General features: G+C 72.8%; 19 protein-coding genes. 3 read left to right on the top strand and 16 right to left on the bottom strand.

The genetic code is table 11. The features are described 5' to 3' along the window. From JT1_RS02560 to JT1_RS02620, 13 genes are all read right to left on the bottom strand, one after another. On the bottom strand, positions 1–240 hold the full coding sequence (locus tag JT1_RS02560; protein ID WP_068322607.1) for a MoaD/ThiS family protein: 240 nt from the start codon (positions 238–240) through the stop codon (positions 1–3). Further along, a complete protein-coding gene (locus JT1_RS02565) occupies positions 237–518 on the bottom strand; it encodes a DUF6457 domain-containing protein (protein ID WP_068322609.1) in 282 nt (93 codons plus the stop codon). Before JT1_RS02565 ends, JT1_RS02560 begins: the two co-directional genes overlap by 4 nt. After that, complete coding sequence (mobA, locus tag JT1_RS02570; protein ID WP_068322612.1) at positions 515–1,141, bottom strand: molybdenum cofactor guanylyltransferase; 627 nt, start codon at positions 1,139–1,141, stop codon at positions 515–517. The genes JT1_RS02565 and mobA overlap by 4 nt, the downstream gene beginning before the upstream one ends. Further along, positions 1,138–1,617 (bottom strand): cyclic pyranopterin monophosphate synthase MoaC, encoded by a 480-nt coding sequence (gene moaC, locus JT1_RS02575; RefSeq protein WP_068322615.1) that lies wholly within the window; start codon positions 1,615–1,617, stop codon positions 1,138–1,140. The genes mobA and moaC overlap by 4 nt, the downstream gene beginning before the upstream one ends. Then, entirely contained in the window at positions 1,618–2,844 is a 1,227-nt protein-coding gene (locus JT1_RS02580) for a molybdopterin molybdotransferase MoeA (protein WP_068322618.1), read from the bottom strand. Next, positions 2,841–4,001: a ThiF family adenylyltransferase gene (locus JT1_RS02585; RefSeq protein WP_068322621.1), complete on the bottom strand. Its 1,161-nt coding sequence runs from the start codon at positions 3,999–4,001 to the stop codon at positions 2,841–2,843. The genes JT1_RS02580 and JT1_RS02585 overlap by 4 nt, the downstream gene beginning before the upstream one ends. A 19-nt stretch (positions 4,002–4,020) precedes the next feature. Further along, positions 4,021–4,773: a respiratory nitrate reductase subunit gamma gene (narI, locus tag JT1_RS02590; RefSeq protein WP_068322624.1), complete on the bottom strand. Its 753-nt coding sequence runs from the start codon at positions 4,771–4,773 to the stop codon at positions 4,021–4,023. Continuing rightward, positions 4,770–5,516: a nitrate reductase molybdenum cofactor assembly chaperone gene (narJ, locus tag JT1_RS02595; RefSeq protein ID WP_068322627.1), complete on the bottom strand. Its 747-nt coding sequence runs from the start codon at positions 5,514–5,516 to the stop codon at positions 4,770–4,772. Before narJ ends, narI begins: the two co-directional genes overlap by 4 nt. After that, complete coding sequence (narH, locus tag JT1_RS02600; protein ID WP_068322631.1) at positions 5,513–7,180, bottom strand: nitrate reductase subunit beta; 1,668 nt, start codon at positions 7,178–7,180, stop codon at positions 5,513–5,515. Before narH ends, narJ begins: the two co-directional genes overlap by 4 nt. After that, on the bottom strand, positions 7,180–10,902 hold the full coding sequence (locus JT1_RS02605) for a nitrate reductase subunit alpha (protein ID WP_068322634.1): 3,723 nt from the start codon (positions 10,900–10,902) through the stop codon (positions 7,180–7,182). The genes narH and JT1_RS02605 overlap by 1 nt, the downstream gene beginning before the upstream one ends. Next, on the bottom strand, positions 10,899–11,696 hold the full coding sequence (locus JT1_RS02610; RefSeq protein WP_255218236.1) for a helix-turn-helix transcriptional regulator: 798 nt from the start codon (positions 11,694–11,696) through the stop codon (positions 10,899–10,901). Before JT1_RS02610 ends, JT1_RS02605 begins: the two co-directional genes overlap by 4 nt. A 130-nt stretch (positions 11,697–11,826) precedes the next feature. Next, positions 11,827–12,789, bottom strand: a complete 963-nt coding sequence (locus JT1_RS02615; protein ID WP_068322639.1) for an acyl-CoA thioesterase — start codon at positions 12,787–12,789, stop codon at positions 11,827–11,829. A gap of 60 nt (positions 12,790–12,849) precedes the next feature. Beyond that, positions 12,850–14,967, bottom strand: a complete 2,118-nt coding sequence (locus JT1_RS02620; RefSeq protein WP_068322642.1) for a RecQ family ATP-dependent DNA helicase — start codon at positions 14,965–14,967, stop codon at positions 12,850–12,852. A gap of 88 nt (positions 14,968–15,055) precedes the next feature. On the opposite strand from JT1_RS02620, the gene JT1_RS02625 reads away from it, so the two are divergent. The 3 genes from JT1_RS02625 to JT1_RS02635 are packed head-to-tail and all read left to right on the top strand — an operon-like array spanning position 15,056 to position 16,954. Then, entirely contained in the window at positions 15,056–15,511 is a 456-nt protein-coding gene (locus JT1_RS02625; RefSeq protein ID WP_068323414.1) for an acyl-CoA thioesterase, read from the top strand. Continuing rightward, positions 15,508–16,137: a DUF8185 domain-containing protein gene (locus tag JT1_RS02630; RefSeq protein ID WP_068322645.1), complete on the top strand. Its 630-nt coding sequence runs from the start codon at positions 15,508–15,510 to the stop codon at positions 16,135–16,137. Before JT1_RS02625 ends, JT1_RS02630 begins: the two co-directional genes overlap by 4 nt. Positions 16,138–16,159: 22 nt before the next feature. Continuing rightward, positions 16,160–16,954 (top strand): inositol monophosphatase family protein, encoded by a 795-nt coding sequence (locus JT1_RS02635; protein WP_068322648.1) that lies wholly within the window; start codon positions 16,160–16,162, stop codon positions 16,952–16,954. Positions 16,955–17,074: 120 nt separating this feature from the next. Here JT1_RS02635 and JT1_RS02640 read toward each other — a convergent pair whose 3' ends face one another. The 3 genes from JT1_RS02640 to JT1_RS02650 all read right to left on the bottom strand — a co-directional run bounded on the left by JT1_RS02640 (position 17,075) and on the right by JT1_RS02650 (position 20,284). Further along, positions 17,075–17,692 carry a hypothetical protein gene (locus JT1_RS02640; RefSeq protein ID WP_068322652.1) on the bottom strand — a complete coding sequence of 206 codons (618 nt, stop codon included), beginning with the start codon at positions 17,690–17,692 and terminating at the stop codon, positions 17,075–17,077. A 130-nt stretch (positions 17,693–17,822) separates the two neighbouring features. Then, positions 17,823–19,805 (bottom strand): sensor histidine kinase, encoded by a 1,983-nt coding sequence (locus tag JT1_RS02645; RefSeq protein WP_068322654.1) that lies wholly within the window; start codon positions 19,803–19,805, stop codon positions 17,823–17,825. After that, positions 19,802–20,284 (bottom strand): hypothetical protein, encoded by a 483-nt coding sequence (locus JT1_RS02650; RefSeq protein WP_068322657.1) that lies wholly within the window; start codon positions 20,282–20,284, stop codon positions 19,802–19,804. The genes JT1_RS02645 and JT1_RS02650 overlap by 4 nt, the downstream gene beginning before the upstream one ends. Positions 20,285–20,369 lie beyond the last annotated feature (85 nt).

The raw sequence follows: 20,369 nt of genomic DNA on the forward strand, positions 1-20,369 counted from the left end.
TCAGCCCCCGGCGAAGGGGGGCAGCACGTCGATCGTCGCGCCGGCGGTGACCGGGGTGTCGCCGTCGTCGACGTAGCGCCCGGCGTGCAGCACCGAGCACCGCTGCAGGACCTCCGTCAGCCGTGCACCGTGGGCCGCCTCGGCCTGCGCGAGGACCTCGCCCACGGTCCTCCCGTCCAGGCGTTCCTCGTCGGTGCCGGCGGCCTCGGCCGCTGCCGCGAAGTACCTGATCGTCGTCATGCCTGCTCCTCCTGCTCACGGTCGGTGATCGTCGCCTCGAGCGCCTGGCTCAGGGAGTCCACGTCGACCGGCCGGCCCTGCTCCTGCAGGTGCCCGACGGCGACCCCGAGGATGTAGGCGCCGACCGGCGCCATCGGGCGCTCGAAGCCGTGGGCGATCGTCTTGGTCATCGCGTGGATGGTCACCACGTCAACGCACTCGGGGTCGATGCCGACCGCGGCGCAGGCGTCCTCGATCCAGTCCGCCCACAGCGCGCGGGTCGTCTCGAGATCGGTCACGGTGCCTCCTCGTCGCGCAGTCGCTCCACCCAGCGGGCGTGGTCGGTCCAGGTGTCGATGTCGGCCACGTCGTCGTCGCTCGCCGGCACGGTGACGAGCACCGACTGCCCGAGCAGGCTCTTCATCGACCGGTCCCTGGGCGGGCCCAGCCGTTCCAGCGCTCGCCGCAGGGACGCCGTGCGGTGGATCCCGAGCAGCCACTGGGGATGCCCCGTGGAGTCCTCCAGGCACCAGCCGTCGTGCTCTGCCGTGTCCACGTCCGCGCTGCGCTGTGCGTACGACCAGGCGGCGAGCAGCCGGCCGAGGGCGGGGAGGGGGTCGGCGAGGTCGCAGGCGAGCAGCACGGTCCAGTCGGCGGCACCGTCGGCAGCCAGCGCGTCGAGGCCGGCGGCCACCCCCGCGACGGGGCCGCCCAGCGGCGGGTCCTCGAGGGTGCGGTGCACCCCGGGGGGGACGTCGACGTCGCCGACGACGACGATCTCGCGGGCATCGGAGACGGCGACGAGCACGCGGTCGACGAGGCGTGCGCCGCCGAGCTCGACATCGGGCTTGCTCGCCCCGCCGAGCCGCTCGGCGGCACCCCCGGCGAGGACGACGGCGTCGAAGGGGATGGGCTCGCTCATGCGTCCTCCCGGGTCCAGGTGCCACTGCGACCGCCGGTCTTCTCCAGCAGCCGCACGTCGGTGATGTGGGCGCCGCGGTCACGTCCCTTGACCATGTCGATGACGGCGAGCGCCGCGACGGTGACGCTCGTGAGCGCCTCCATCTCGACGCCGGTGCGGTCGGCCGTGCGCACGGTCGCGGTGATCTCCACGCCCGCGTCGGTGATCTCCAGGTCGACGACCGCCCCGTGGACCCCGATGACGTGGGCGAGCGGTAGCAGCTCGGGGGTCTTCTTGGCCGCCTGGATCCCGGCGATGCGCGCGACGGCGAGCACGTCCCCCTTCGGCACGGTGCCGTCCCGCAGGAGCGCGACCGTCTCGGGGGAGGTGGCCACCCGTCCGGCCGCGGTCGCGGATCGCACGGTCGGGGTCTTGTCGGTGACGTCGACCATGCGGGCGTGCCCGCGGTGGTCGAGGTGGGTGAGGGGGTGATTCATCTACAGGCTCCTGATCTGCACGAGGTCGCCGGGCTCGACGGCATCGGTCTCCTCGGCGACGACCGCCAGCGCCTGCGCGCCGGCGAGCGAGGTGACCATGTGCGAGGCCGAGCCGCGCGCGTGGCTGGGGGTCGCGACGAGCCGTCCGACGTCGTCGCTGGACAGGACGACCGGGACGTACTGGCGGCGTCCCGCGGGGGAGCGCCACGCCGACCCGGCCACGGCCCGGGTCGGCCCGGGCAGGGGCGCGCGGCCGAGGAGCCGGTCGAGCAGCGGACGGCCGAAGACCTCGAAGGAGATCGCCGTCGAGACCGGGTTGCCCGGCAGGGCGAGCACCGGCACCTCGCGCCAGCGGGCCCATCCCTGCGGCTTGCCCGGCTGCATGCGCACGTGGCGGAAGGTCGCGCCCGAGCGCTCCAGCACGATCCGCGAGACGTCGAAGTCGCCGACGCTCACCCCGCCGGTGAGCAGGACGAGGTCCGCGCCGGAGGTCAGCTCGTCGAGTCCCGCGGCGAAGGCCTCGGTGTCGTCCGTGAGCACGACCGTGGCCCGGACCTCGGCGCCCAGCTCGCGCAGGGTGGCGGCGAGGTGGGTGCCGTTGGACTCGAAGATCTGCCCCCGCGCGAGCGGGGTGCCGGGGGCGACGAGCTCGTCGCCGGTCGCGGCGATCGCGACGACGGGGCGGCGGCGGACCGTGACGGTCGCGGTCCCGGCCGCGGCGAGCGACCCGAGCACCCGCGCGGTGACGGTGGTCCCGGCGGCCGCGACGACGTCGCCCCCGCGCACGTCCTCGCCCGCGCCGCGGACGTGCTGCCCGCGCTCGCCGACCCGGGCGATCGTCACCTCCGCAGTCCCGCCGTCGGTGGCCTCGACGGGGACGATCGTGTCGGCGCCGGTCGGGACGGGCGCGCCGGTCATGATGCGCACGCACTGCCCCGGTGCGAGTGCCGGGTCCTCGCCCGAGCCGGCGGGCACGGCGCCGACGACGTGGAGGATGGTGGGCAGCGTGCCCAGGTCCTCCCGCCGCACCGCGTAGCCGTCCATGGCCGAGTTGGCGAAGGCCGGGACGTCGCCGACCGCCGTCACCGGCTGCGCGAGCACGCGCCCGAGCGCGTCGGGGAGCGGGACCTCCTCGGTCTCGTCGAGGGGCCCGGACCCGTCGAGCAGGTGGGTCAGCAGCTCGTCGAGGTACTCCTCGACCGTGAGCAGCACGCGGTCGGTGGTCATGGGGTCTCCGGGGTGTGCGGGACGGGGTCGGGCCAGGCGAGCATCCCACCGTCGAGGACGAGCAGCCGGTCGTGCCCGCGCGCCAGCAGGGCGCTCGCGGCGAGCCGGGCCCGTGGCCCAGCGCGGCAGACGAGGACGACGTCCCGGTCGGTCGGGACCTCCGCCGCCGCGGTGGGGTCGGAGGTCAGCCGAGCGACGGGGATGTGCACGGCGCCGGGGACGACCCCCGCGGCCAGCTCGTGATCCTCGCGCACGTCCAGGACGAAGGGGGCGTCCGCCCCAGCCAGACGAGCGGCCAGCTCCGCGGCGGAGAGCGTCGGGACGCCCGGCTCCTCCGGGGGTGCTGGTACCGTGCGGGCCGGGCGGGGCGTCCCCGCCGCCCGCGGGTGCCGCGCGACGAGGGGGATCTCGCGCTGGGTCGCGGCGAGCACGTCGATGAAGAGCAGCCGCCCGAGCAGGGGCGCTCCGACACCGGTGATGAGCTTGATGGCCTCGGTCGCCATCATCGAGCCGACCTGCCCGACGAGCGGCCCGACGACCCCGGCGTCGCCGCAGGCCGGCACGCTGCCGGGGGCCGGCGGCTCGGGGAAGAGGTCCCGCAGACCGGGCGCCGGCAGTCCCTCGGGTGCCCCCGGCCAGAAGACGGTCAGGTGGGCCTCGGTGCGGTACACCGCCGCCCACACGAGCGGGATCCCGAGCTCGTCGCAGGCGTCGGCGACGGCGTAGCGCGTCTCGAAGTTGTCGCTGCCGTCGAGCACGAGGTCGTGGTCGGCGAGCAGCTGACGGGCGTTGTCCGCGTCGAGGTGCTCGCGCACGCCGACGACCTCGATGTCGGGGTTGAGCGCCCGCACCCGCTCCAGAGCGCTGTCGACCTTGGGGCGGCCGACGTCGCCCGTCGCGTGGATGACCTGTCGCTGCAGGTTGGTCTCGTCGACGCGGTCGTCGTCGACCACCGTGAGGCGCCCGACGCCCGCGCCCGCGAGGTACAGCAGCGAGGGGGAGCCGAGCCCTCCCGCACCGATGACGGCGACCCGGGCGGCGAGGAGGCGACGTTGTCCCCTTTCGCCGATCGTGGGCATGAGGAGGTGGCGCGAGTACCGGCTCACCTGGTCCCCGGTGAGCGCCGGACCGGGAGCCACGAGCGGGGAGAGGGTCATGGTGCCGACGGTAGCCCGGTCACCTCCGGCTGGGCAGGTCGGGCTTGTCCCAGCCGCGGCGCGGCGCCGAGGTGCCCGTGCCGTACCCGCTGCGGGCGTCCCGGGAGCGGTAGACCAGGTAGGGCCGGGTGAGGTACCCGACGGGTGCGCTGAAGACGTGGACGAGCCGGGTGAACGGCCACATCGCGAAGAGCCCCATGGCGACGAGGGCGTGCAGCTTGAAGCCGATCGGCGCGTCCTGCATCAGCTGGGCGTCCGGACGGAAGGTGAAGACCCCGCGCCACCACGGCGAGACCCCGTCACGGTAGTTGTACTCGCCGCCGAACTGCAGGAGCGAGCCGGCGACGGTGTTCCACATGCCCAGGACGATGACGGCGGCGAGGAAGACGTACATCACCTTGTCGTTCGTCGTGGTGGCGGAGAAGACGGGGCCGGTCGTGCGCCGGCGGTAGACGAGGATGGCCAGGCCCACGAGGGTCGCGATGCCGGCCGGGATGCCGCCGGCCAGCGCGATGACGTGGTAGGCGTGCCGGCTCAGGCCGAGCGCGTCGGTCCACACCTGCGGGATGACCAGGCCGATGACGTGACCGGCGATGACGCCGAGCATGCCGAAGTGGAAGAGCGGGCTGCCGATGCGCAGCAGCCGGTCCTCGTAGAGCTGGGAGGAGCGCGTCGTCCAGCCGAACTTGTCGTACCGGTAGCGCCAGACGTGCCCGACGACGAAGGTCGCCAGGGTGAGGTAGGGGACGATGACCCAGAGGAAGGTGCTCATCGGGGGGCTCCTACGGGGATGGTCGCGCCGAGGTGGGACGCGGCGGGAGGCGAGGGACGAAGGGGGCCGGCCAGGTGCTCGTCGAGCGCCGGGTCCTGCGCGTAGGGGGCGGTGTCGATGCCGACGTCCTCCTGCGGCGGGCCCTCGGCGATGAGGCGGCCGAGCGCCTCCTCGTCGTCGCCCCGCAGCCGGGGGAGGGTGGCGCGCAGCGCCCGGACGGCGGGCAGCCACGGGGACTGCTTGCCGGTGAGGGCGGTGTGCAGCAGCTCGATCCCGACGCGGTGGTCGTTGAGCAGCCGCCACGCCGTGTCCGGGTCGCAGGTGGCACCGAACTCGAGCAGGACGCACAGGTGGTCGGGCAGCTCGGCGTCCTCGTCGTCCAGCTGCACCCCGGCGGCCCGGTAGGCCTGCTTGAACTGCACGAGCGCGACCCCCCGCTTCCGGGTGTCACCGTGCAGGAAGTAGGTCAGGTGCAGCGCGCACCGACGGGTCACGTCGAAGGTGTCGACGTACTGCGCCTGCAGGTCGGTCAGGTCGGTGCGCTCGATGTGGTCGAGGAGGTCGACGAGGGGCTCGCCGACCGTGGCCGGCAGCCCCTGCGCGCTCTGGCGCAGGACGGGGACGAGCGCGACGAGACGCTCGTCGGGGTAGTCGAGGAGCAGCGAGATCACCTGCCAGGCGTCGGCGAGGGCCCGTCCCTGCACGGCGGGCTCGCTCCTGCGGTGGCGTCGCCAGGGCATCATGGCCGGTCACCGCGCGACTGGTCCGGGAAGAGCCCCTCTGGGGTGCCCTTGCCGTCCCAGTTGAGCAGGTTGACCCGGCCGGTCTTCGTGCCACCCGCGACGAGCTGGTCGGAGGTCTGCCGCTCCTGCAGCATCTGGAAGTTCTCCACCGCCACCGGGGTGAGGGCACCACGGCCGGACCCCTCGCCGAAGGGGCCGGACAGGTCGATCTCCTCGTCGTAGCCGGAGACGGCGCAGTCCGTGGCGAGCTCCTCGAGCCCGTGGGCCTGCTCGCCGTGGGCGGTGGGGATCACGTAGCGCTCGTCGTACTTGGCCAGGGCGAGCAGGCGGTACATGTCGTACATCGCCTCCTCCTCCATGCCGACGGCCTCCGGGATCTCCGCCCGGGGGTCGCGGCCGAGGTTGATGTCGCGCATGTAGCTGCGCATGGCGGCGAGCTTCTTGAGCACCTCGTCGACCGGCCGGACGTCGCCGGCGGTGAAGAGGTTGGCGAGGTACTCGACCGGGATGCGCAGGGTGTCGATGGCCGCGAAGAGGTTGTCCTTGTCCTCGCCGTCGTACCCGGTGTCCTTGATGACGTCGACGACCGGCGACAGCGGCGGGATGTACCAGACCATCGGCATGGTGCGGTACTCCGGGTGCAGGGGGAGCGCCACCTTGTAGTCCATGATCAACCGGCGCACCGGCGAGGCCTTGGCGGCCTCGACCCAGTCACCGGGGATGCCGGCCTGCTCTGCGGCCCGCTGCACCTGCGGGTCGAAGGGGTCGAGGAAGACCGAGCGCTGGGCCTCGTAGAGGTCGTGGTCGTCCTCCACCGAGGCCGCGTCGAGGACCCGGTCGGCGTCGTAGAGCATGATCCCGATGTAGCGCAGGCGTCCCACGCAGGTCTCGGCGCAGACCGTCGGGATGCCCACCTCGACCCGCGGGTAGCAGAAGGTGCACTTCTCCGCCTTGCCGGTCTTGTGGTTGAAGTAGACCTTCTTGTAGGGGCACCCGGTGACGCACATGCGCCAGCCGCGGCACTGGTCCTGGTCGACGAGGACGATGCCGTCCTCCTCGCGCTTGTAGATCGCGCCGGAGGGGCAGGAGGCCGCGCAGCTGGGGTTGAGGCAGTGCTCGCAGATGCGCGGCAGGTAGAACATGAAGGTCTGGTCGAACTCGAACTTCACCTTGTCCTCGATGCCCTTGAGCATCGGGTCCTTGACGGCGTGCTCGAGGCTCCCGCCCAGGTCGTCGTCCCAGTTGGCCGACCACGACACGTTCATCTTCTTGCCGGAGATCAGCGAGTAGGGGCGCGCGACGGGGAAGTGCTTCTGGGCCGGGGCGTTGAGCAGGGTCTCGTAGTCGTAGGTCCACGGCTCGTAGTAGTCGTGGATGCTCGGCATCTTGGGGTTGGAGAAGATGTTGAGCAGCTTGTTGATCCGTCCCCCCGCCCGCAGCTTGAGGCGACCGTTGGCGGCGCGCTCCCAGCCCCCCTTCCACTCCTCCTGGTCCTCGTAGCCGCGCGGGTAGCCCAGACCCGGGCGGGTCTCGACGTTGTTGAACCACACGTACTCGGTGCCCGAGCGGTTGGTCCACGCCTGCTTGCAGGTGACCGAGCAGGTGTGGCACCCGATGCACTTGTCGAGGTTCATGACCATCGCCATCTGTGCCATGACGCGCATCAGTACTGGACCTCCTGGTTGGTGCGACGACGGATCATCGTGACCTCGTCGCGGTTGTTGCCCGTGGGCCCGATGTAGTTGAAGAAGTAGGACAGCTGGGCGTAGCCGCCGATGATGTGGCTCGGCTTGAGCAGGATCCGGGTCAGGCTGTTGTGGATGCCGCCCCGTCGCTGGTCGGTCTCGGTGAGCGGCACGTCGATCAGCCGGTCCTGCGCGTGGTGCATGAAGACGGTGCCCTCGGGCATGCGGTGGCTGACCACCGCGCGTGCCGCGACGACGCCGTTGCGGTTGACCGCCTCGATCCAGTCGTTGTCCTTGACGCCGATCTTGGCGGCGTCGACGTCGGACATCCACACGGTCTGCCCGCCGCGGCTGAGGCTGAGCATGAAGAGGTTGTCCTGGTACTCCGAGTGGATGGACCACTTGTTGTGCGGGGTCAGGTACCGCACGCTCACCCCGAGCTCGGTCTGCTCGCCGATCGGTGTCTCCCCGAACAGGCGGGTCATGTTGAGCGGTGGTCGGTACGTGGGCAGCCCCTCGCCCATGCCGAGCATCCAGTCGTGGTCGACGAAGAACTGCTGGCGTCCGGTGAGGGTGTGGAAGGGCTTGTGCCGCTCGATGTTGATGGTGAAGGGGGCATAGCGCCGGCCCCCGGACTCGCTGCCGGACCACTCGGGGGAGGTGATGACCGGCACGGGCGCCGCCTGGGTGTCGGCGAAGGTGATCAGCTTGCCCTCGTGCTCGGCGGCCAGGTCGTGCAGCCGGGTGCCGGTGCGCTTCTCGAGCGCCTTGAAACCCTGGGTCGACAGGTGGCCGTTGGTCGTGCCCGACAGGTGCATGATCGCCTCGGCGACGTGGATGTCGGTCTCGAGCCGGGGGCGGCCGTCGCCGGCGCCGCCGTGGACCGTGCCGTTGCGCTGGCGCAGCAGGTCGATCTCGCGCGAGGGGTCGTAGGGCACCCCCTTCGTGACCATGCCGACCGTGTCGAGGAGCGGACCGATCGAGGTCATCTTGTCGTACACCGCGGTGTAGTCGCGGGTCACCTCGGCCAGGACCGGCAGGGTCTTGCCGGGGACCGCCTCGCACTCTCCCTTCGCCCAGTCCAGGACGCGCCCGTGGACGGTCGCCATGGCCTCGGGGGTGTCGTGCCACAGGGGCTTGGCGACGACGTCGGTGCGGGTGCCGAGGTGGTCGGCCGCGAGCTCGGAGAAGCGCTTGGCGATGACCTTCCACGTGTCCCAGTCGTTCTTGGACTGCCACGGCGGCGCGATCGCCGGGTTGAAGGAGTGGATGAAGGGGTGCATGTCGGTGGTGTTGATGTCGTGCTTCTCGTACCAGGTGGCCGCCGGCAGGACGACGTCCGACAGCAGCGTCGAGCTCGTCATGCGGAAGTCGAGGGTGACGAGCAGGTCGAGCTTGCCCTCCGGTGCCTCGTCGGCCCAGACGACGTCCTGCGGCCGGTGCGCCTCGTCGGCCTCACGCGCCTTGACGGCGTTGTCCGTGCCGAGCAGGTGCCGCAGGAAGTACTCGTTGCCCTTGGCCGAGCTGCCGAAGAGGTTGGCCCGCCACAGCGACAGGATCCGCGGGTGGTTGTCCTCCGCCTCGGGGTCCTCGATCGCGAAGCGCAGGCTGCCCTCGGTGAGGGAGCGCGCCACGTACTCGCCGACGGGGACACCGGCCTCCTTGGCCTCGTCGGCGACGACGAGCGAGCTGCGGTCGAACTGCGGGTAGCTCGGGGTCCACCCCAGCCGCACCGACTGGGCGAGCAGGTCCATCGTCGTGCGTCCGGCGAAGGTGCCCGTGCTGCCGTTGACCTCGTCGGCGTCGAAGGTGTCGTAGCGGTACTGGCTCGTGTTGACGTACCAGTACGCCGTCTGGTTCATGTGCCGTGGCGGGCGGACCCAGTCCAGCGCGAAGGCCATGTGCTGGAAGCCCATGAGCGGGCGCACCTTCTCCTGGCCGACGTAGTGGGCCCAGCCGCCGCCGTTGCGTCCCTGGCAGCCGGTGATCGTCGTCAGGACGAGCATCGCCCGGTAGATCTGGTCGGAGTGGTACCAGTGGTTGGTGCCGGCGCCCATGAGGATCATCCCGCGGCCGGTCGTGTCGATGGCGTTGTCCGCCCACTCGCGCGACAGGCGCACGATCTGCTCGACGGGCACACCGGTGATCTCGGCGCCCCACGCCGGGGTGGCGGGGACGCTCGGGTCCTCGTAGCCCGTGGGCCAGGCGCCGGGCAGACCCTCGCGGGCGACGCCGTAGTGGGCCAGCATCAGGTCGAGGACGGTCGTCACGAGGTGGTCGCCGACGCGGCGCACCGGGACGCCGCGTCGCTCGGTGCCCATCTCGCCGTCGAGGTTGTCGAAGCGCGGCAGCTCGACCTCCACCGACTGCGCCTCGCCGTAGAGGCTCAGGCGCGGGCGCACGTCGCCGAGCTCGAGGTTCCAGCGGCCCAGGCCCTCGTCACCGAAGCGGTGGCCGATGGAGCCGTTGGGGATCACGACCTCGTCGCTCACCTCGTCGATGACCGCGGTCTTCCACATCGCGTTCTGCGAGGTCTGCTCCGGGTTGTCGAAGTCGCCGGCGACGAGGAACTTCGAGGGGGCGTACCCCCCTTCGCTCGTGGGCTCGAGGGTGACGAGGTAGGGCAGGTCGGTGTACTGCCGGTTGTAGTCGGTGAAGAAGTCGACCTGCCGGTCGACGAAGTACTCCTTGAGCAGCACGTGGCCCATCGCCATGGCCAGCGCCCCGTCCGTGCCGGGCGCCGCGGCGACCCACTCGTCGGCGAACTTCACGTTCTCCGCGTAGTCGGGGGCGACGGCGATGACCTTCTGCCCCCGGTAGCGGGCCTCGGTCATCCAGTGGGCGTCGGGGGTGCGGGTGAGCGGGACGTTGGAGCCCCACATGATGAGGTAGGCCGCGTCCCACCAGTCGCCCGACTCGGGGACATCGGTCTGGTCTCCGAACATCTGCGGCGAGGCATTGGGCAGGTCGGCGTACCAGTCGTAGAAGGAGAGCATCGGTGCGCCGATGAGCTCGTTGAAGCGGGCGCCGGAGACGTAGCTGACCTGCGACATCGCGGGGATCGGGGAGAAGCCGGCGATGCGGTCCGGGCCCCACCGCTTGATCGTGTAGACATAGGCGGCCGAGACCATGTCGACCACCTCCTCCCACGTGGCGCGGACGAGCCCGCCCTTGCCACGGCCGCTCTTGTAGGTGCGGGTCAGCTCGGGGTCCTGCACGATCGAGCCCCAGGCGACGACGGGGTCGCCGTAGCGCTCCTTGGCCTCGCGGAACATCTGGAGCAGGGTGCCGCGGACGTAGGGGTAGCGCACGCGGGTGGGTGAGTAGGTGTACCAGGAGAAGGCGGCACCTCGGGGGCAGCCTCGCGGCTCGTACTCGGGACGGTCGCCGCCGGTGCTCGGGTAGTCGGTCTGCTGCGCCTCCCACGTGATGATCCCGTCCTTGACGTAGATCTTCCACGAGCACGACCCGGTGCAGTTGACGCCGTGCGTCGAGCGCACGACCTTGTCGTGGCTCCAGCGGTCGCGGTAGAAGGCGTCGCCGCTGCGTCCGCCCTCGACGAACATCGCCCGGTGGTCCTGCGAGATCCCCGCCCGGGTGAAGAAGCGCCGGGTGCCGACGAGCGCCTCGGACAGCGGCCCGTCGAGCCCGGCGGAGCGGGGGAGGTCGGTGGTGGGTCCACCGGTGGGCGAAGGGGTCATGCGGTGCCTCCTCGAGGGGCGAACGGGGTCCGGGTGGTCACGTGGGCGGTGCAGCGGGTGGGGGTGGCGAAGGGGGTGAGCTCGAGCTCGGCACCGGGCTCACCGAGGACCTCGAGCGTGCCGCGCATGAGCCCGCGGTGGACCGCGCACACGACCTCGGGCCGGCTGCGGGCGAGCTCGATGAAGGGGCAGCCGATGATGTCGATGTCGGCGGTGCGGCCCTCGGCGCTCGTGCGCAGGTCCGGGGTGTAGCCCCAGTCGCGCAGGACGTCGATCATCCGGCCGACCGTGGCCAGCCAGGCGCCGGGGGAGGTGGCCGGCCCGGTGGGCGGACGGTCGCCGAGCAGCCGGGCGGCGTGCTCGTGGGCCCAGGCCGCGCCGGCCTGCTCCGGGGTGAGCGGGCTGCCGTCCACGGTCCGCGCCGTGAAGGTCTCCGCGAGGAGCTCCGCGAGCCGGACGAAGGCCTCGTCGCGCTGCGGCGCCGGCAGGCCCTCGCGGGCGATGGCGTACTTCTTGCGCGGGCGTCCGACGCCGCGGGTGCGCACGGAGTGGGTGGTCAGCAGTCCGCCCGCCACGAGCCGCTCCAGGTGGAAGCGGACGGTGGTCACGTGGAGCCCGGCGAGCTCGCCCAGCTCCTGTGCGGTCAGGCCCTCTTCCCGCCGCCCCGCTGGCAGGGCGGCCAGGGTCTCGACGAGGTCGCGACGCACGGTCGAGTCCAGCAGGTCGCTCCTGCCGTCGGCCTCCTGCGGGGCCACGGTGCTACGGCGTCCGGGCTGCGCCGGTGTGCTCGTCACAGTCCGGAGTCTGCCAGATAAAAATGATTGGCACGAGGTGGACGCGGGCGCGGCATCGGCTGTGAATTGGGCAACAGGACGATGTCGTAGAACATTGGATCATCCGGGGACGCGAATTTAGAGGAAGGGCTCAGGCAGTGCCGTCGGCCCGGGGCGGCTTGATCCGCACCATCGCCTCCTGGGCGATGGTCGCGACGAGCGCCCCGTCCTCGTTGAAGACCTTGCCGACCATGAGACCGCGGCCGGAGCGGGTCGACGGGGACTCCTGGTCGTACAGCAACCAGGCACCCGGGTCGACCGGTCGGTGAAACCAGATGGTGTGGTCGATCGTCGCGGCGGTCAGCCCGGGCTCCGCCCAGGTCAGCCCGTGGGCACGCAGCATGGTGTCGATGGGGGTGTAGTCGGAGGCGAAGGCGAGCACGGCGCAGCGGGTCAGCTGGTCGTGGGGCAGCTGGGCGACGGTGCGGAACCACACCCGCTGACGGCCCTCGTGGTCGGGTGCGGGGACGACCGTCACGTCGCCGTCGACGTAGCGGTGGTCGACGGGCCGGCTGGCGATGTACTCCGCACGGGGGTGGTCGACCTGCGCGAACGCGTCCGCGACCGACTCGAGGTCCTCGGGGTAGGGCACCTCGGGCATCGGCAGGTGGTGGTCCAACCCGTCGGAGGGGTCCTGGAAGGAGGCGGTCATCGACAGGATGGGTCGTCCGTGCTGCAGGGCGTGGACCCGCCGGGTGGAGAAGGACCGGCCGTCCCGCATGCGCTCGACGGCGAAGCGGATCGGCAGGCTGGAGTCGCCCGGCCGCATGAAGTACGCGTGGAGGGAGTGCGGCATGCGGTGCGGCATCTCGGGCAGGACCGTGCGTCCGGCCGCGACGAGCGCCTGCGCGAGGACCTGGCCGCCGAAGACCCGGCCGTGGGGCATCGCGATGCTCTCGCCCTCGAAGACGTCGGCGGCGCTCGCGCCGAGCTCGCCCACCCCTTCGGGACCCTCGACCCGGATCGTCGCGTGCCCGACCTCCTCGAGGTCCAGGGCCGCCAGGGCCGTGCTCAGCGCGATGCGCTGTGCCTGCTCGATCGACTCTGCGGTCATGGGGCTCCTCGACTGGTGGTCAACGACGTGACTCTAGGCGACGACGCGGGGAACGTGTCGTCAGCCGTCCAGGCCGAGGACGAAGGGGAGGACCTCCTGCGCCCCGGCACGCCGCAGGGCGCGCGCGGCGACGGTGAGGGTCCACCGCGAGTGGGCGATGTCGTCGACGAGCAGCACCGGCCCGCTGAGGCCGGGCAGGGCGGCGGCGAGCTCCGGGCCGACCGCGAGCCGCTCCCACACGCCCGAGAGCCGGTAGGCGGAGTTGCCGCCGGGGTCGCCGACCGGTCCGCCGTCGACGAGGTCGAGCGTCCCGAGGACAGGCAGACGGCCGATCTGGCCGAGCTGCTCGGCGAGGGAGGTGACGAGGGTGGGCCGGCTGCGGGACGGGACCACGACGATGCCGGCGGGCCGGGTCTGCCAGCCCCACTCGGCGAGGACGCGGACGACGGCGCGGACCACCTGGTCGGGCACCGGCTGGTCCTGCGCCAGGAGCTCGCGCACCCGCGGTCCCCAGCCGAGGTCGGTGACGCGGGCCAGGGCGCGGCCGGGTGACATCCCCTCGGTCGGCGGGATCTTGCCCCTGACCGGCACGCCGAGCCGGTCCATGCCGGTGGGCCACTGCGCGCGCGGGTCGAGGTCGACACCGGCGCGGTCCAGGGTCGAGCGGGCGGACCCGAGGGCCTCGGCCGCGACGTCCGCGTCGATCCACGCTCCCGCGCAGCGGTCGCAGCGGCCGCAGTCCTGCGCGCTCGGGTCGTCCAGGGTGCGCTGGAGGAAGGCCATGCGGCACCCGTCCGTCGCGATGTAGTCGAGCATGTGCTGCTGCTCCGCCTGGCGGGCAGCGGCGACGCGCTCGTAGCGCTCGGCGTCGTAGACCCACGGCTGGCCGGTGCCGATCCAGCCGCCGCTCACGCGCTGGACGGCGCCGTCGACGTCGAGCACCTTGAGCAGCAGCTCCAGCCGGGTGCGCCGGATGTCGACGATGGTCTCCAGGGCCGCGGTCGACAGCGCGCGCCCTGCCTCGGCCAGGGCCGTGAGCACCGCCGCGGCCTGGTCCTCGCGCGGCATGGACGCCGAGGCGAAGTGCTTCCAGATCGACACGTCGTCGTGCCCGGGCAGGAGGACGACGTCCGCCCGCTCGGTGGCGCGACCGGCGCGACCGACCTGCTGGTAGTACGCCACCGGCGAGGACGGGGCCCCGAGGTGGACGACGAAGCCCAGGTCCGGCTTGTCGAAGCCCATGCCGAGCGCGCTCGTCGCCACCAGCGCCTTGACCTCGTTGCGCCGCAGGGCCTCCTCCATCGACGCGCGCTCCTCGGCGTCGGAGCGCCCGGTGTACGCGGCCACCGTGTGCCCGGCCGCCTGCAGGGCGGCGGCCACGTCCTCGGCGGCGCTCACGGTCAGCGTGTAGACGATGCCGCTGCCCTCGAGCTGCCCGAGGTGGGTGGCGAGCCACGCGAGGTGCTGGTCCATCCCGGCGCGGGGCAGCACCGCCAGCCGCAGGCTGTCGCGCGCGAGCTGTCCGCGCACGGTGAGCACCTCGTCCTGCGTCCCCGCCGCGAGCTGCTCCTCGACGTCGTGCACGACCCGCTCGTTGGCCGTCGCCGTCGTCGCGAGCACCGGCGTGCCCTGCGGGAGCTCCCCGAGCAGGTCCTTGATCCGGCGGTAGTCGGGCCGGAAGTCGTGCCCCCAGTCGCTCACGCAGTGCGCCTCGTCGACGACGAGCAGACCGCACCGTCGGGTGAGGTCGGGCAGCTGCTCCGCGCGGAAGCGCGGGTTGTTGAGCCGCTCCGGGCTCACGAGGAGCACGTCGACCTCGTCGCGCGCGAGGCGGTCTCGCACCTCGTCCCACTCCTGGGCGTTGGCGGAGTTCATCGACACGGCACGCACCCCGGCGCGCTCGGCCGCCGCGATCTGGTCACGCATGAGAGCGAGGAGGGGGGAGACGATGAGGGCGGGTCCGGCTCCCTTCGCCCGCTGCAGCCGCGAGGCGACGAAGTACACGGCCGACTTGCCCCAGCCGGTGCGCTGCACGACGAGGACGCGACGACCGCCGCCGACCAGCGCCTCGATCGCCTCGAGCTGGCCGTCGCGGAAGGTGACGTCGTCGCGTCCGACGAGCCGGCGCAGGACCGTGGTCGCGTCGTCGGCCAGGGTCGTGGTGGGGGAGGTGCTCATGACGTCCACCGTAGGCGAGCCCACCGACGTCGCCGTGGGCTGCGGACACCCTGGGGACGGGCGACCGAGCCGGTGGGAGACTGTGGACATGACCAGCCAGAGCCCTGCCCACCCCAGGTTCACGGCGGAGGTGGTCCTGCGCTGGGGCGACATGGACGCCTTCGGCCACGTCAACAACGTGCAGTACCACCGGCTCCTCGAGGAGGCACGCATCAGGGCCTTCGGCGAGTGGTTCCACTCCAGCGGCGGCGACACGATGCTGCGCTCCGGCGTGCTCCTCGCGCGGCAGGAGATCGAGTACCTCGAGCAGATGGTCTACCGGACCGAGCCGATCGCCATCGAGATGTGGGTGACCCAGGTCGGCGGCGCCACCTGGGACATGGGCTACGAGATCCGCGACCGCGACATGCTGTACGCCCGGGCAGAGTCCACGCTCGTCGCCTTCGACCTCGCCGCGCAGGGCCCTCGACGGCTGACCGCGGACGAGCGGGCCGCTCTCGGCTCGCTGCTCGGCGAGCCCGTCGCGATGCGCCGCCGGCGATGACCCCCCTTCGCCTCGCCGACGAGGAGTCCGCGGCCGACCTCACGACCTACCTCAACCGGGCCAAGCGGGTCGACGAAGGGGGCGACGTGCGCCTCCAGGCGGTCGGTCCGGTCCTCGCGGCCTGGACCTGCGTGCTGCCCGGCCGCGGCCTGGGCAACGGTGGGCTCGTGCTGGGCCTGCGGACCTTCGCCCTGGCCGAGCCGGTCGAGCGCGACCTCACCGTGCCGATCGCGGCCGTGACCGACCGGCTCGCGCGCGGCGGCACCGAGGTGCCCGACCCGCCGATGACCTCCGCGCCCACGTGGGCCGCGATCAGCCCGCCGCGCTCCGGCTGGGAGCCCGTCGGGCGCGTGCCGGACGAGCTGCTGCTCGCCCATGCCCGCGAGGGGGTCGCCGAGGTCGCCGAGGGGGCTCCCGACGGCTCGGGCGCCGCGGCCGTTGCCGACCTGCGCGCCCGGGTGTGGGGACGGCCCACCCGGACGACGCCGCCGGTGCCGGCGGGGACGGCCTTCGGGCTGCACGCGCTCGGCTTCCTGCGGCCCACCGCCGGTGCCGTCGCGCAGGTGCACGCGGCCGGGCCGTGGACCCGGGTGGCGACCGACCGGGGCTTCGTCATCGCCCGCTGAGGACGGCCATAGTGTGGGGCGCGTGGACGACCACCTCGCCGACCTGCCCGCCGACATCGAGGACGCGGCCCTCGCCGCCGCGCTGACCCGACGGGCCGCGGAGCTGGCCGCCCGCATGCGCGCCGACGGGCTCGTGGGGCAGGCCAAGACCTCGATCTCCGACGTGGTGACGGCCGCCGACCACGCGGCCGAGGAGCTCGTGGAGGGCGCCCTGCGTCGCCTGCGGCCCGACGACGGCATCCTCGGCGAGGAGGGCGCCGAGGCCGAGTCGCGGTCCGGCCGCACCTGGGTCGTCGACCCGGTCGACGGGACGTACAACTTCCTCGCCGGGCTCGGGACGTGGTGCAGCGCGCTGGCCCTGCGCGACACCGACGGGCTGGTCCTGGGCGCCGTGCACCAGCCCGCGGTCGACGAGGCCTGGCTCGGCGGGCGCGACCTGCCGACCTCGCTCAACGGCACGGCCGTGGGGGCGCTCGCGGACCTGCCGCTCGCCGAGGTGGCCATGGCGACATACCTGCACCCTGCCGTCCTGCACGTCGACGACCTGCGCGAGCCGTGGCTGGCGGCCATCGCTGGCGCGGCGACGGTGCGGATGTTCGGCTCCGGCTCGTGCGACCTCGCCGCCGTCGCCGCGGGCCGCATCGGCGTGTGGGCCCAGCAGTCGGTGCCGGAGTGGGACTGGCTGCCCGGTGCCGCCCTCGTCACCGCGGCGGGCGGCCGCGCGGAGCAGGTCGAGGTGCGCGGCCACGTGTGGAGCGTCGCCGGGCGCCCCACGGCCGTCGAGCAGGTCCTCGCGGCGCTGCGCAGCCGGGTCTGATCAGGGTCGAGCCGCACGACCGGCCTCGACACGCGCAGCAGGTCACGTCGTGCAGCAAGATCGCGATCTTGCTGCACGACGTGACCTGTCACGCGCCCTCGGGCGGCCTGGTCCTGGTCGTCAGAGGCGGGGGAGGATGCAGGCCGGTTCGAAGACCTGGCACGCGAGGTCGCGGATGGTGTTGTACCGCGCCTTGTAGTCCGTGCCGGTGACCCGGTTGTGGATCACCTCGGCCGACGCGACCCTGCTGGTGATCGTGCTGCTGATGGGCTGCCCGTGGTACTCGTAGCGCTCGTTGCCGTTCCAGAACCACGTCTTGGCGTCGACCCCCCAGCGCGCGGGCGGGGTGACCCCGATGACCTCGCCGCAGGAGTTGCGGAGCACGACCATCGTCGAGCCGGTGTACCCCATGCCCCAGTAGCTGTTGTAGAGGTGGGTCGTGCCCGACACCAGGCCCTGGCTGCGGCTCACCGTGCCGTTGTAGGTGTCCATGTGCAGCCCTCCGGTGAGCGGCCAGCTGCGCTTGCTGAAGGACACGCTGCCGGCCCCGAGGTCGCGGTTGCACCAGTCGCTCGTCGTGGACGCGGACGAGCCGGCGGAGCTGGTCCCGGCCGGTCGGGCCGAGACCGGGGCGGCGGTGGCGGCGCCGAGCGCGACGACGCTGGCGGCGGTGCCGAGAGCGGCGACCATGCGCGTGCCGAGGCGGGGGGTGGTCGAGGTGCGGGTCGTGGTGGTCATCGTGATCTCCTTCGTCGTGGCCCTCTGGGTGGCGGGGCCTGCATGACGAGAGTGGGTCCGCGGGCGTCCCGCCGGTAAGGGACAGGCGCCTGCCGCCGACGGGACGATGTCCCGGGACGCGCGAAGGGGGTCAGCTCGGTGCGAGTGGGATCCGCACCTCGACCCGCGTCCCCGGGTCCGCGTCGAGCACTCGGCAGGTACCTCCGAGCTCCTCGGCCCGGTTGGCCATCGACTGGAGCCCGACCCCACCGTCCCTGGGACGCACGCCGCCGACCCCGTCGTCGGTCACGGTGACGTGCAACCAGTCGTCCTGCGCGCACACGTCCACGCGGCAGCTGCGGGCGTGGGCGTGCCGGACGACGTTGGTCATCGCCTCGGTGGCGATCCGGTACGCGGCCACCTCGACGGCCGGTGGCAGGTCCGGCAGGTCCGTGGGGACCTGCACCGTCGTGCGGTGATCCGGGAGCAGGACGTCGACGCGTTGCGCGAGGGCCGTCCCCAGGCCCCGGTCGAGCGCGGGCGGTCGCAGGCCGTCGACGACGCGACGCACCTCTGCCGTGCAGTCGGCGAGGACCTCGAGGGCGTTCGCGAGCAGCAGGCCGACGGCAGGGTCCTCCGGTGCGGCGCTGCCCGCGAGTCGTCCCCGGGCGGCCGTCAGCTGCATGCGGGTCCCCGCGAGCGCGGGCCCGAGACCGTCGTGCAGGTCGTGACGCAGCCGCAGCCGCTCCTCTTCCCTGGCGCGCACGAGGACGGTCCGGGCCCGCTGGAGCTGCAGCGTCAGACGGTGCGCCTCGGCAGCGATGGCGGCCTGGGTGGCGACCTGCGTCAGCAGGGCCTCCTCGGCCGGGGTGAAGGCCCCGCCCGCGCGGCGGGGCGCGACCTCGAGCGTGCCGACGTGGTCACCGTGGGCGACCAGCGGGAAGGCCTGCGTCCCGGGCTGCGGACGGCCGGACTCCGCCACGACGAGCGGCTCGGCACCGCGGGTCGTGACGAGGATGCGCGCGTACGGGACGCGCAGCGCGTCGGTCAGGGTCTCGACGAACTCCGTGAGCATGCCTCCCGGGTCGCTGGCCTGGTGCATCCGCCGGCCCAGGTTGCCCACGACCTGGTGCGGTCGGTCGCGGTCGCCGAAGAGCAAGCGGTCCAGAGCCCGCTGCACCACGCGTCGCAACGGGTCGAACCCGGCGGCGATGATGCCGGTGCCGATCGCGGAGGCGAGGAAGGGCCGCTCACCCAGGACGGTGCTGCTCGTCACCGCGATCGTGAGCGCGAAGGCCACGAGGACCGCACCGCTCATGACCAGCCAGACGAGGGTGCGGTTGACCACGAGGTCGAGGTCGTCGACCCCGTACCGCAGGATCGCCAGACCCATGCCGAGGGGCAGTGCCAGGGCAGCCGGCACGAGCGAGTAGCTCATGCCGCCGGCGTCGAGGGCGGTGCCAGCGACGAGCAGCAGCCCGGCAGGTAGCAGGCACAGGATCTGGCTGCGCACGGACCCTTCGGCGTCGTCGGCCCGGGCGCGAGCGACCATGTCGATGACGACGAGCACCGTCAGCAGGATGACGACCACGGCGCCGGCGACGGTGGCGACCACCCAGGGGCGGGCCGCCACGGGGGCGGCCTGGGCCGAGGTGAGGAGCGTGCGAGGGGCGCCGAGGGCGGCCGTCGCGAGCGTCGTCGTGCTCACGGCCGTGGTGAGCACCAGCAGCCACGCCACCCACCGTCGCGACCCGGTGGGGAGGTGTCCTCCGGGGAAGGCCAGGAGGGCGAGCGGGATGAGCGCCAGAGGTGGCCACCACAGCCACTGGGTGGCCCAGGCCGCGACCACGTGGTGGGCCCACCCCGCAGCCGCGACGGCGGCGAGTGCGACGAGGCCGATGGCCAGGACGACCCGGCCGACGAGGTGGCCGGGCCGGGCACCGAGGACGAAGATGCCGAGGGGGAGGAAGCCGGCCGCCAGGGTGAGCGTGGCCACCGACGACGGTGTGTCGGCCCCGTCCGAGGTGAGCAGCCCCGCGAGAGCGAGCAGGACGAGGACGGCCGCCACGGTCCCGCCGAGCGCAGCCTCACCGGCGCGCCGGCGGACGGTCACCGTGCCGGCCCCGGGCGTCATCCCATCGCGTGCAGGAGGTTGTGGAACCACCCCCGGCTGTGAGCGTTGGCGGGCGGGTGCTCCAGCCGGTGCAGCTGGGCCAGGACCTCTGGCAGCTCGCCGCCGACCTCGGGGACGACGGTGCCGACCGGGTAGTGGGTGCTGCTGCTCGGGGGGTGCGCGGCCAGGTGGGCGCTGGCCGACGCGAGGACCCGGTCGATGCGGTGCCGCACCTCCACGGGCGAGGCCTGTCCGTCGGCGGTGGCGAACCCGTGGACCTCGAGCGTCTCGTCGAGGAGCGGCTGGAGCTGGTGGCCGGCTGCGTCGTAGAAGTCGAGGGCCCGAGGGTCGTCGCGGGGCGCGTCGCCGAGCGCGTGACCGGTCGTGCGGTGCCTCCCCCCGTGGTCGATGACCTCGGTCACCGTGCCGACGTACAGCCAGCTGTCGTCGGTGGAGATCGCGAGGACCAGCGAATCCGGGGCAAGCGCGTGAACGGCCATCGTGATCGTCTCCGGCTGGGAAGCGATGGGGTGGACGAAGAATGGTCCCCCCGGTCTGGTCAGTATGGCCCCGAATCCCGCTGCT

It is taken from the genome of Janibacter terrae NBRC 107853 (assembly GCF_001591405.1).
GTDB lineage: Bacteria > Actinomycetota > Actinomycetes > Actinomycetales > Dermatophilaceae > Janibacter > Janibacter terrae.

Bases quoted from the DNA above. Each gene is read 5' to 3' on its own strand.
- JT1_RS02560 (WP_068322607.1), bottom strand. From the start codon at position 240: ATGACGACGATCAGGTACTTCGCGGCAGCGGCCGAGGCCGCCGGCACC.
- mobA (WP_068322612.1), bottom strand. From the start codon at position 1,141: ATGAGCGAGCCCATCCCCTTCGACGCCGTCGTCCTCGCCGGGGGTGCC.
- moaC (WP_068322615.1), bottom strand. From the start codon at position 1,617: ATGAATCACCCCCTCACCCACCTCGACCACCGCGGGCACGCCCGCATG.
- JT1_RS02580 (WP_068322618.1), bottom strand. From the start codon at position 2,844: ATGACCACCGACCGCGTGCTGCTCACGGTCGAGGAGTACCTCGACGAG.
- JT1_RS02585 (WP_068322621.1), bottom strand. From the start codon at position 4,001: ATGACCCTCTCCCCGCTCGTGGCTCCCGGTCCGGCGCTCACCGGGGAC.
- narI (WP_068322624.1), bottom strand. From the start codon at position 4,773: ATGAGCACCTTCCTCTGGGTCATCGTCCCCTACCTCACCCTGGCGACC.
- narJ (WP_068322627.1), bottom strand. From the start codon at position 5,516: ATGATGCCCTGGCGACGCCACCGCAGGAGCGAGCCCGCCGTGCAGGGA.
- narH (WP_068322631.1), bottom strand. From the start codon at position 7,180: ATGCGCGTCATGGCACAGATGGCGATGGTCATGAACCTCGACAAGTGC.
- JT1_RS02605 (WP_068322634.1), bottom strand. From the start codon at position 10,902: ATGACCCCTTCGCCCACCGGTGGACCCACCACCGACCTCCCCCGCTCC.
- JT1_RS02615 (WP_068322639.1), bottom strand. From the start codon at position 12,789: ATGACCGCAGAGTCGATCGAGCAGGCACAGCGCATCGCGCTGAGCACG.
- JT1_RS02620 (WP_068322642.1), bottom strand. From the start codon at position 14,967: ATGAGCACCTCCCCCACCACGACCCTGGCCGACGACGCGACCACGGTC.
- JT1_RS02625 (WP_068323414.1), top strand. From the start codon at position 15,056: ATGACCAGCCAGAGCCCTGCCCACCCCAGGTTCACGGCGGAGGTGGTC.
- JT1_RS02630 (WP_068322645.1), top strand. From the start codon at position 15,508: ATGACCCCCCTTCGCCTCGCCGACGAGGAGTCCGCGGCCGACCTCACG.
- JT1_RS02640 (WP_068322652.1), bottom strand. From the start codon at position 17,692: ATGACCACCACGACCCGCACCTCGACCACCCCCCGCCTCGGCACGCGC.
- JT1_RS02645 (WP_068322654.1), bottom strand. From the start codon at position 19,805: ATGACGCCCGGGGCCGGCACGGTGACCGTCCGCCGGCGCGCCGGTGAG.
- JT1_RS02650 (WP_068322657.1), bottom strand. From the start codon at position 20,284: ATGGCCGTTCACGCGCTTGCCCCGGATTCGCTGGTCCTCGCGATCTCC.